At 61.6% G+C, this 9,539-nt stretch carries 7 protein-coding genes and 1 pseudogene; 3 read left to right on the forward strand and 5 right to left on the reverse strand.

What is annotated here, in order from left to right:
- A complete protein-coding gene (locus tag ACMV18_RS03265; protein WP_420816661.1) occupies positions 1–681 on the forward strand; it encodes a CAAX prenyl protease-related protein in 681 nt (226 codons plus the stop codon).
- A 50-nt stretch (positions 682–731) separates the two neighbouring features.
- On the opposite strand, the gene tgt is transcribed toward ACMV18_RS03265, so the two are convergent.
- From tgt to queA, 3 genes are read right to left on the reverse strand one after another with little or no spacing between them, the layout of a single operon-like run.
- Positions 732–1,871, reverse strand: coding sequence for a tRNA guanosine(34) transglycosylase Tgt (tgt, locus tag ACMV18_RS03270; RefSeq protein ID WP_374256113.1), 1,140 nt, complete (start codon positions 1,869–1,871; stop codon positions 732–734).
- A 12-nt stretch (positions 1,872–1,883) separates the two neighbouring features.
- Complete coding sequence (locus tag ACMV18_RS03275) at positions 1,884–4,220, reverse strand: ATP-binding protein (protein ID WP_420816662.1); 2,337 nt, start codon at positions 4,218–4,220, stop codon at positions 1,884–1,886.
- A 27-nt stretch (positions 4,221–4,247) separates the two neighbouring features.
- On the reverse strand, positions 4,248–5,336 hold the full coding sequence (queA, locus tag ACMV18_RS03280; RefSeq protein WP_420816663.1) for a tRNA preQ1(34) S-adenosylmethionine ribosyltransferase-isomerase QueA: 1,089 nt from the start codon (positions 5,334–5,336) through the stop codon (positions 4,248–4,250).
- Positions 5,337–5,573: 237 nt separating this feature from the next.
- Between queA and recG the strand changes: the two genes are divergently transcribed.
- Positions 5,574–7,625, forward strand: a complete 2,052-nt coding sequence (gene recG / locus ACMV18_RS03285) for an ATP-dependent DNA helicase RecG (RefSeq protein WP_420816667.1) — start codon at positions 5,574–5,576, stop codon at positions 7,623–7,625.
- A gap of 39 nt (positions 7,626–7,664) precedes the next feature.
- Positions 7,665–8,588: a LysR substrate-binding domain-containing protein gene (locus ACMV18_RS03290; RefSeq protein WP_420816664.1), complete on the forward strand. Its 924-nt coding sequence runs from the start codon at positions 7,665–7,667 to the stop codon at positions 8,586–8,588.
- Here ACMV18_RS03290 and ACMV18_RS03295 read toward each other — a convergent pair.
- Together ACMV18_RS03295 and ACMV18_RS03300 are read right to left on the reverse strand one after the other, a co-directional pair.
- Complete coding sequence (locus tag ACMV18_RS03295) at positions 8,546–9,373, reverse strand: BPSS1780 family membrane protein (RefSeq protein WP_420816665.1); 828 nt, start codon at positions 9,371–9,373, stop codon at positions 8,546–8,548. The genes ACMV18_RS03290 and ACMV18_RS03295 overlap by 43 nt on opposite strands.
- Positions 9,370–9,539, reverse strand: a pseudogene (locus ACMV18_RS03300) (homoserine kinase); the annotation flags it as partial. The pseudogene ACMV18_RS03300 and the gene ACMV18_RS03295, both read right to left, overlap by 4 nt.

A 9,539-nucleotide genomic window follows, 5' to 3' on the forward strand; every position in this document is an offset into this window, starting at 1 on the left:
ATGGACAAACTGCTCACCCGCGCCGCATGGGCCCGTGTCATTCCCTTTGCGCTCTTCATGGCCTTGCTGGCCGTGCGGGGCTTGGTGCCTGCGACGGACGGCTCCACCCTGGATGGCCGATGGCTCTATGGGGTTTCGGTCCTGGTGGTCGGGGGGAGCCTGGCCTACTTCTGGCGTGACTACACCGAATTGGCATCGGACACGAGGCTGAGTTGGCAGCAGGGACTGCTGTCCATCATCGTCGGGGTTGTGGTGTTCCAGTTGTGGATCGTGCTGACCGAGCCATGGATGATGCTGGGGCAAGCGACTGCCAGCTTTCGACCGGTCGATGAAGAAGGTCAGTTGCAGTGGGGGCTGCTGGTGACCCGCTGGATGGGGGCGGCGCTGGTGGTGCCCTTGATGGAAGAGCTGTTTTGGCGCTCGTTCCTGATGCGATGGGTCGACAACCCCGACTTCGAGAAAATCTCGCCCACCGCGGTGACGGTCAAGGCAATCGCCTTGTCGACCTTGGTGTTCATGCTCGCCCACACACAATGGCTGGCGGCCATCGTGGCAGGGGTGGCTTATGCGGGCTTGTATCGGTACACCGGCAAGCTGTGGGCGCCGGTTTTGGCACATGCCGTCACCAACGGCGTCCTGGGCGTTTGGGTGGTGTTCACCGGCGCCTGGCAGTTCTGGTGAGGACGAAGCGGGCGAGCAGGGATCACCCGTCGCCCGTTCCTGCTGACTGATCAGACGCCGCGGGCGCGATCGGCTGCAAACTGCTGCTGGAAGGCCGCAAAGCGGCCGGCATCCAATGCGTCACGCACTTCCTGCATCAGGTTCAGGTAGTAGTGCAGGTTGTGGATGGTGGTCAGCATGGGGCCCAGCATCTCGCCGCACCGATCGAGGTGGTGGAGGTAGGCCCGGCTGAAGTTCTGGCAGGTGTAGCAAGTGCAGGTTTCGTCGATGGGACGCTCATCGGCCTTGTTGCGGCTGTTGCGCAGGCGCAGGTCACCAAAGCGGGTGAAGAGATGGCCATTGCGCGCATTGCGGGTGGGCATCACGCAGTCGAACATGTCCACGCCCGTGGCAACGCCTGCGACCAGATCCTCAGGCGTCCCGACGCCCATCAGGTACCGTGGCTTGTGGGTGGGCAGTTTGGGGGTGATGTGGTTCATCACGCGCATCATCTCGTCTTTGGGTTCACCCACGCTGACGCCGCCGATGGCATAGCCCGGCAGGTTCAGATCGACCAAGCCAGCCAGGGACTCTTCCCGCAGGTGCTCGAACATGCCGCCTTGGACGATGCCGAACAAGGCGTTGGGGTTTTCGAGACGGGTGAACTCGGTGATGCAGCGCTTGGCCCAGCGCATGCTCAACTCCATCGATGCGCGCGCTTCTTTTTCGGTGGTGATGTGACCCAGCGACTTGTCGCCCTTCCAGTAAGGCGTGCATTCGTCGAACTGCATGACGATGTCCGAGTTCAGGATGGTCTGGATCTGCATGCTGATCTCAGGCGTGAGGAACAGCTTGTCACCATTGACCGGCGAGGCAAAGCGCACGCCTTCTTCGCTGATCTTGCGCATCTCGCCCAGCGACCAGACCTGGAAACCGCCCGAGTCGGTCAAGATGGGCTTGTTCCACGACTCGAATTTGTGCAGGCCACCAAACTGTTTCATGATGTCCAGGCCGGGGCGCATCCACAGGTGGAAGGTGTTGCCCAGGATGATCTGGGCCCCCATTTCTTCGAGTGAGCGTGGCATGACCCCTTTGACCGTGCCATAAGTGCCCACGGGCATGAAGATTGGCGTCTGCACCACGCCGTGGTTCAGAGTGAGTTGGCCACGGCGTGCTTCGCCTTCGGTCTTGAGGAGTTCAAACTTGAGCATGATGGTGTGAGATCAGTCTGTTGATCGATGAGGTCGTGCGGCCAGGAGGCGCTCCAGCAGACGTTCGCTGCGGAAGGGCTTGGCCAGCACTTCGAGACCCGAGTCGTTGAGTCGGGCCAGTTCGGAAGGGCTGGTGTCGCCAGAAACAATCACGGGCTTGACGGTGTGGCCTTGTGTGCGAAGCTGCAGGCCCAGGTGTTGAGCCAGGGCCAGACCGTCCATGCCGGGCAGGCGATAGTCCGTCACCAAGGTGTCGGGCAGGAATTCCGGGTCGGCAGACCCCAAGAGGTCGGGCAACTCGTCAATGAGCGCTTCGGCATCCGGCCAGGTTCGGGTGTGTGCACCCCAGTTGTGGAGCATCTCTCCCAAGGCGCGACGCAGGATCATGTCGTCTTCCACCAGCCAGATGACACGGCCAGCCAAGGGTTGTTTGGGCGTGTCTTGGATTTTGGCAGGTTTGCTGGGCACCAGGTTGAGCGGTAACTCGATGGCAAAGCAAGAGCCTCGGCCAAGCTGCGACCGCACGCTGATCTGCTCGCCCAGGATAGACGCCGTGCGCCGAACGATGGCCAGACCCAGACCAATGCCGCGTTTGCGATCGCGAGCGGCATTGCCGACTTGGTAGAACTCTTCAAAAATGCGTTCTTGCTGTTCGGGGGCGATGCCAATGCCGGTGTCCCAGACCTCGATGCGCAGGCGGTGCTTGCCGCGTCGACGCGCTGCCACAAGGACGCCCCCTTGCTGTGTGTACCGAATGGCGTTGGCAACGAGGTTGCGCAAGACACTGTGCAACAGCATGGGATCGGTGAGCACCATGAGCTGATTGCTTTCGTGCTGGCGAGGCAGGCGGAAGCGCAAATCCAGTCCCTTGCCAACTGCGGCGCTGTGTTCGTGCACCTTCACAGCCTGGAACACGTCGTACATCGACACAGACTGGAATTCTGGTTTGACGGCGCCGGCGTCCAGCTTGGAAATGTCGAGCAGACCCACCAGCAGCGATTCCATCGACGACACAGCCTCGTCCAGCATATTGGCCAGGTCTTTGGTTTCTGGCGTGGTGGCTTGTTGGCGCAGCAGGCTGACCAGCAAGCCGATGGCGGCGGTAGGTTGACGCAAGTCGTGGCTGGCCGCCGCCAGAAACCGCGTTTTTGACTGGTTGGCCACTTCAAGGGCCCGCGTGCGCTCGGCCACACGTTCTTCCAGTGTCACGTTGAGTCGCTCGGACAGGTTCATGGCATCAATGAACTTGCGCATGAGTGTCAAGGCGAACCCCAGGAAAATGATGGGGGCGAAGTAGGGCGTCCAGTACAGGTCCGTGACCTGCACATACGGTGTCAGGAACAGATAGTCGTGCGCCATGCTGATCAGTGTGCCGACAGGGCCCAATGTCATGGCGGTGGCTTCCAGCCAGTGCTTGGTCCAGGCGGTCTCTACGACCTTGTAGACGACCAACACCCCACCCAGCATCATCATGGGGTAGGCAAACATCCGCATCAGATCCAGATAGGGCGTGCCCATGGCAAACACCCCGAGAACGGGCAGGCCAAACCCCATCATGCGCAGGGGCGGCACAAATCGCTCGGCTTTGATGTTGGCGTAAGCCATGCCAAACATCACCTGGTAATAGGTGGTCACGGCATGGGTGGCAAAAAACAGCCAGTCAACGACCGGTGTCGGCCAGGCAATGGTCTCGACGAAGTACAGCGCATTGCGGCCGCACATCACCAGCATCAGCCAACCGAAGTAGGCAAAGATCACGTCACGCGGCCGCGAACGCCAGGCCAGCAGCAGGAAAAGGGCCATGCCGGCCACGCTCATGTTCAGCGTCTGCGGCAGGTCGACGGTCCACCAACTGGCACTGTCGAAGTCGTTGCGCATGTCCGCCATCGGCCCGAACTGGAAAGGCGCGACACCGGGTTTGCGAAACGGATTCATCCGGACATCGATCTCGATGTCGTTGTCACCCGCGCCGAGCACGTTGACGGGCAACTCGATCAGATACGGCAGGGGTGCCATGCTGGTGATGGTGCTGCCTTCCATGTGGCGAGTGGCCAATTGAAAGCCGTTGACGGTCACCCGGTGGTTGCCCGGCAAGCGGTCAATGCGCAGTGCCCATGGCACGACAGGTGAGCGCTCCATGACCAAACGGACACGGTAGCAGTATTCGGCCGGTGGCTTGATGCCCATCTGCCGCCAGTCGTCTGGCAATTTGACTGGCCGACCTGGCGTGCGCTGAGCGCAATTGCCAGGTGCCAGCATGGCGTCCGTGATGACAACGGCTGGCGCCGCCCAGGCCAGATTGGCCAGGCACAGCGCACTCCAGCACAGCAACCTGATGATGAATCCCATGATTGATTTGATTTTTTTGTCGTCGTATCAGCGCTGGATCAGCATGGCATCGCCATAGCTGAAGAAGCGGTAGCCCTGCGAAATCGCATGGCTGTAGAGCGCCTTGATGTGCTCATAGCCAGCGAAGGCGCTGACCAGCATCATCAGAGTGCTCTTGGGGAGGTGGAAGTTGGTGATCAACACATCCACCACCTTGAACTGAAAGCCCGGGGTGATGAAGATGTCGGTGTCCCGACTGCCTGCCTCCAGTGTGGTGCCGGCCGGGGCGTGCAGCGCAGCCGATTCCAGCGCGCGCAGGGTGGTGGTCCCCACCGAGATGACGCGCCCGCCTGCAGCCTTGGTGGCCTCGATCAAAGCCACGGTGGTGGCGGGCACTTCAAACCATTCGCTGTGCATTTTGTGCTCAGCCAGGTTGTCGGTGCGAACGGGCTGGAATGTGCCTGCGCCCACGTGAAGCGTGACCTCTGCCGTGCGGATGCCTTTGGCTCGCATCGCTTCCAGCAAGGCTTCGTCAAAGTGCAGTGCAGCGGTGGGGGCCGCCACGGCGCCCGGTGCTGATGCAAAGACGGTTTGATACCGGCGAACGTCATCGGCCTCATCGGCATGGGTGATGTACGGCGGCAGGGGCACGTGACCGTACTGATCGAGCAGCTCAAACGGATCCCCCGACAGCCTCAGGTGAAACAGCCCCCCATCGGGGCCACCGCGACCCAGCACTTCGGCGTCGAAAGCATCGGCAAATCGAACGATGGCACCGGGTTTGGGTGACTTGCTCGCCCGCATGTGGGCCAGCACTTCGTTGTTGGGCAGAACGCGCTCCACCAATGCCTCGACCGCACCGCCGGATTGCTTGGCGCCATACAAGCGCGCCTTGATGACGCGGGTGTTGTTGAAGACCAGCAGATCACCGGGTTGAAGCAGATCCGGCAAATCTTTGAAGATGCGGTCGATGGGCGTCTCTGCTCGGCCATCCAGCAGGCGAGACGCGCTGCGTTCAGCGGCAGGATGTTGGGCGATCAGTTCGGGCGGAAGCTCGAAATCGAAGTCACTGAGGGTGTAGTGACGGGCGGCATCTGCCGCAGGCGCAGGGTGCGCCGAAGATGAGATGTGTTGCATGCCGTTGAGGGACTGACGGGTCCCGTGCCAAGGAAACCCGATATTGTCGCTGATCTGCGCCACCCTTCGAGGGTGCTCACATGAGTGGCTGGTGCAGGCACAATCGAGCTTCTTGCATACCTGTGTTTGCTTACAGTGTCTTCTTCGTCTTCTGTCCCGTCCAAGGCATCGACCGCCAGCTCGTCCGCATCGTCGAACGGGCCGACCGGTGCTGCGAAATCGGCGCCGCAAAAGGCCATGGAGCGGCTGGGCTTGCGCCGGGACATCGACCTGGCCTTGCATTTGCCCCTGCGCTACGAAGATGAAACGAGGCTGGTCCGGCTGGATGAGGTGCGGGATGGTGAAACGGCTCAGATCGAAGGCGTCGTGCGCGACAGCCGTGTCGAGATGCGCGGGCGGCGTCAATTGCTGGTGCGGATGCAGGATGAATCGGGCGAGGTCTTGCTGCGGTTCTTGAATTTCTACGGATCGCAGCAAAAGAGTTGGGGCCCGGGGGTGCGCTTGCGTGTGCGCGGAGAAATCCGGCATGGCTTTTTCGGGCGGGAGATGGTGCATCCGCAGGTGCGCATCGTCAAACCGGATACGCCTTTGGCATCGTCGCTGACGCCGGTGTATCCGACCAGTGCGGGGCTGCCGCAGACTTACTTGCGCAAGGCGGTGGCGGCGGGCTTGGCTCGCGCGCCTTTGGACGACATCATCCCCGCGCGCTTGTTGCCGACGCAATGGCCGAGTTTGCGAGAGGCCTTGCATTTCCTGCATCACCCCAGTGCGAGCGTGTCGCTGGCTGCGCTGGAAGACCACAGTCACCCGGCATGGCAACGCCTGAAATTTGAGGAATTGCTGGCGCAGCAGGTGTCGCAAATGCAGGCCAGGGCCGAGCGAGCGCATCTGAAAGCGCCTGTGCTGAAGGCCGGCCCGCAAGGGCTGCCTGATCGTTTGCTGGCGGTCTTGCCCTTTCAGCTGACGCAAGCCCAGCAGCGTGTGGTGGCAGAAATCACCGCGGACCTCACCCTGCCGCAACCGATGCACCGCTTGCTGCAAGGGGATGTGGGCTCCGGTAAAACCGTGGTGGCGGCGCTGGCGGCTGCCGTGGCCATGGATGCCGGATGGCAATGCGCCTTGATGGCCCCCACCGAAATCCTGGCGGAGCAACACTTTCGCAAGTTGGTTGGCTGGCTGGAGCCACTGGGGGTGAAAGTCGCCTGGCTCACCGGTAGCCTGAAGGCCAAAGCCAAGCGCGAGCAGATTGCCGCCGTGGCTTCGGGTGAAGCGCAATTGGTGGTGGGCACCCATGCCGTCATCCAGGATCAGGTTGAATTCGCCAAGCTGGGCTTGGCCTTGATCGATGAGCAGCATCGCTTTGGTGTGGCCCAGCGCCTGCAATTGCGCCGCAAGCTCGAAAGCAGCGAGCTGGAGCCGCACTTGTTGATGATGAGCGCCACGCCGATTCCCCGAACCTTGGCCATGACTTGCCTGGCTGATCTTGAAGTCAGCACGATTGATGAGTTGCCGCCTGGCCGCACGCCCATCGTCACGCGCGTCTTTGCGGACAGCCGACGAGAAGAGGTGATTGCGCGCATCCGTGATGAGGTGGCCAAGGGGCGTCAGATCTATTGGGTGTGTCCGCTGATCGACGAAACCGAAGACAGCGATCAGCAGGCCGATGAGGCGGCAGGTCGCGTGAGCAATCAGCGTCCGCCACTGGATTTGAGCAACGTGACGCAAACGCATCAGGACTTGAGCGAGGCCTTGCCGGGCGTCGGGGTGGGGCTGTTGCATGGCCGATTGCCGGCAGCAGACAAAGCCGATGTGATGAGTCGTTTTTCATCGGGCGAGCTGTCTGTGCTGGTGGCCACCACGGTCATTGAGGTGGGGGTCGATGTGCCGAATGCCAGCTTGATGGTGATCGAGCATGCTGAGCGATTCGGATTGAGCCAGTTGCACCAGTTGCGAGGGCGGGTCGGCCGCGGTTCGGTAGCCAGTGTGTGTGTGCTGTTGTACTCGTCCCCCTTGTCGGACTCAGGCAAGCAGCGGCTGAAGGCCATGGCCGAAACCACAGACGGTTTTGAGATTGCCCGGCGGGACCTGGAGATTCGCGGGCCTGGTGAGTTCATGGGGGCCCGGCAGTCTGGCTCGGCACTGCTGCGTTTTGCGGATCTGAACGAAGACCAAGGCTTGGTGAATCGGGCGCGTCAGGTGGCCGAGGTGTTGCTGCGAGAGCATCCCCGTGTCGCGCAACGCCATGTCATTCGGTGGTTGGGTGATAAAACGGAGTACCTCAAGGCCTGAGGCCGAATCGATGACGCAGATGCCGCACAATCACCGACCATGACGCTCACTGAACTTCGCTATATCGTCGCCGTGGCTCGCGAACGGCACTTTGGTCGCGCAGCCGAGGCTTGCTTTGTGTCTCAGCCTACGCTGTCTGTGGCAGTGAAAAAGCTGGAAGAGGAGCTGGATGTCAAGCTCTTCGAGCGAGGCAGCAACGAGATCAGCGTGACACCTTTGGGTGAGGAGATCGTGCGTCAGGCGCAGGCCGTGCTGGAGCAGGCGCAAGCCATCAAGGAGATCGCTAAGCGCGGCAAGGATCCGTTGGCCGGCCCGTTGCGACTGGGTGTGATTTACACCATCGGGCCCTATCTCTTGCCGGACCTGGTGCGATCGGCGATTGCCAACGTGCCGCAAATGCCCTTGATGCTGCAAGAAAACTTCACCGTGAAGTTGCTGGACATGCTGCGTTCAGGGGAGCTGGATTGCGCGATTCTGGCGGAGCCCTTCCCTGAGACCAATCTGGCTGTGGCACCGCTGTACGATGAACCTTTCATGGTGGCCGTGCCCCGCTCACATCCCCTGGCTCAGCACGAGCGCATCAACGCCGAAGCGCTCAAGCGCGAGACCATGCTGCTGCTCGGATCCGGACATTGCTTCCGCGATCATGTGCTGGAGGTGTGCCCCGAGTTCGCTCGTTTTTCGAGTGACACAGAAGGCATCCGCAAGAGCTTTGAAGGCTCGTCGCTGGAAACCATCAAGCACATGGTGGCCGCAGGCATGGGGGTGACGGTGGTGCCCCGCTTGTCAGTCCCTGTTGAGCCGAACCCGCACGTGGTCTACATTCCATTTGAAGAGCCTGCACCGACCCGACGGGTGGTGCTGGCCTGGCGACGTAGCTTCACGCGCTATGAAGCCATTGCCGCCCTGCGCAACGCGATTTACGCCTGCCCGCTGGTGGGGGTGTCGCGGTTAACGGACTGATCGGGTTCCGCCGATGGGGTGGTGGGTTCAAAGCAGTCCACCACCGTGAAATACAGCGAGGCATAGAAGGCGGATGCCAGCCACATGCCTGCCACGATGGTGACAACGTTCGCCACCCAGGGCACGGGGATCAGGGTGACCGAGGCCTGGGTCAGCAGCCCCAGCAGGATCACCGACACGCCCCACGACAGTCCGTACACGACGAACGCACCCAGGTTGCGCCAGCAGGCAATCCCACTGAAAAACAGGGCCTTGCCTACTGGAGATCCAGCCCAGAGGATCAGCGCGGGGGCGTGCCAGAACAGCAGCGACACGGGAATGGTCAACAGGCCTCGGATGGTGATGTCCTGCTGAACCATCGGGTTGTTGATGACATCGCTCACGTCTTTGGCCGCGTCGAACACGTCTGCCAGCGCCTCAGGGTCGGGGCCCACCAACTGGGCCAGTTGCATGACCAACAGGGTGGCCATCACATAAAAGCCACCCAACTGTGCCAAGGTCCGTCGTGGGGCATCCGGTCCGCGGAAGGCATCAAACAAGACAATGGGGCTGACACGCATGCCCTGCAGGACGCGACGTGTGGCCAGCATGAATCCCAACCACATGGCCGGCATGCAGCCCACCACGATCAGCGGGCCTACCACCGGCAACCCAATCAGCACCATGGCCATCGACAGCGAGAGCCCGAGCAAACTCACGAACGTCAGCGGTTGATGCCGGCTGATGATCAGGCCCTGACGGAACCATGCAAAGCCCTGAGCAGGCTTGACCAGTTTGAGCTTCATGCTGCGTGCCCAGAGCGGGTGTAGGACCAGGGCGCCTGGCGGCGCAACGTCAGCACACGCTCGAAGTGCGTCGGGTCGTGAGGTTTCAGCATGGCGGCATCACGCGGCAGGTAGAAGTCCCACAAACGCGAGGTCCAGAAGCGCAGGGCGGCTGCGCGCAACATGG

The sequence above is a fragment of the Aquabacterium sp. genome (assembly GCF_048860245.1).
In the GTDB taxonomy this organism is placed as follows: Bacteria; Pseudomonadota; Gammaproteobacteria; order Burkholderiales; family Burkholderiaceae_C; genus Aquabacterium.